The sequence below is a fragment of the Acidisoma sp. 7E03 genome (assembly GCF_054665075.1).
Map to the genome: position 1 here is coordinate 1 of NZ_BAAFHE010000068.1, position 609 is coordinate 609.

1 protein-coding gene is annotated in these 609 nt (G+C 64.4%); it reads right to left on the reverse strand.

Features of this window, described 5'->3' with window-relative positions; all coding sequences use genetic code 11:
- On the reverse strand, nucleotides 1-532 hold a 532-nt coding region (locus ACYQ6W_RS22710), incomplete at its 3' end, for a sensor histidine kinase (RefSeq protein WP_459678584.1).
- Between the last annotated feature and the right edge of the window lie 77 nt (nucleotides 533-609).

The following is a 609-nucleotide window of genomic DNA, read 5'->3' on the forward strand; positions in this document are numbered from 1 at the left end:
TCGCGCGGAAGCCCGGGCTCAACCGCTCGAAGCGGAGGCGCGCCGCATGCAGCTCGGCAACCGCAGAGACGAGGCTGAGACCCAGCCCGTTGCCAGGCGTGGTCCGGCTTCGATCTGCGCGATAAAAGCGATCGGCAAGATGCGGCAGGTCGGCTGCCGTGACGCCGGGACCGTCATCCTCCACGGTCAGCTGGATATCCTGCCCGGCCGGCACGGCAAGTCTGATGCGTACGACGGTACCGCGGGGCGTATGGCGGAGCGCATTTTCCAACAGATTGGCGATCGCCTGCGTCAGCAGCTCCTTGTCGCCGCTTAGATGGATGGCAGGATGGATCTGGGCCCGGATGTGATGGCCCGCATCCTCAAAATCTGGCCGATAGGCATCGACCACCGCGTCCAGCACCGCACTGAGATCGAGTGTGCGAAAGCTCGCGCGGGGCGATGCCCCCTCGACCTGGGCGATGCGGAGCAAGGCGGAAAAGGTCTCCATCAGCCCGTTCGCCTCGCGCAGCGCGGCCTCTACCGCCTCCATCTGTCCCTGATGAGTTACAGAGCCCTCTCGGATACTTTCAAGCTTCTGATAAAGACGGGAGAGCGGCGTGCGCAAAT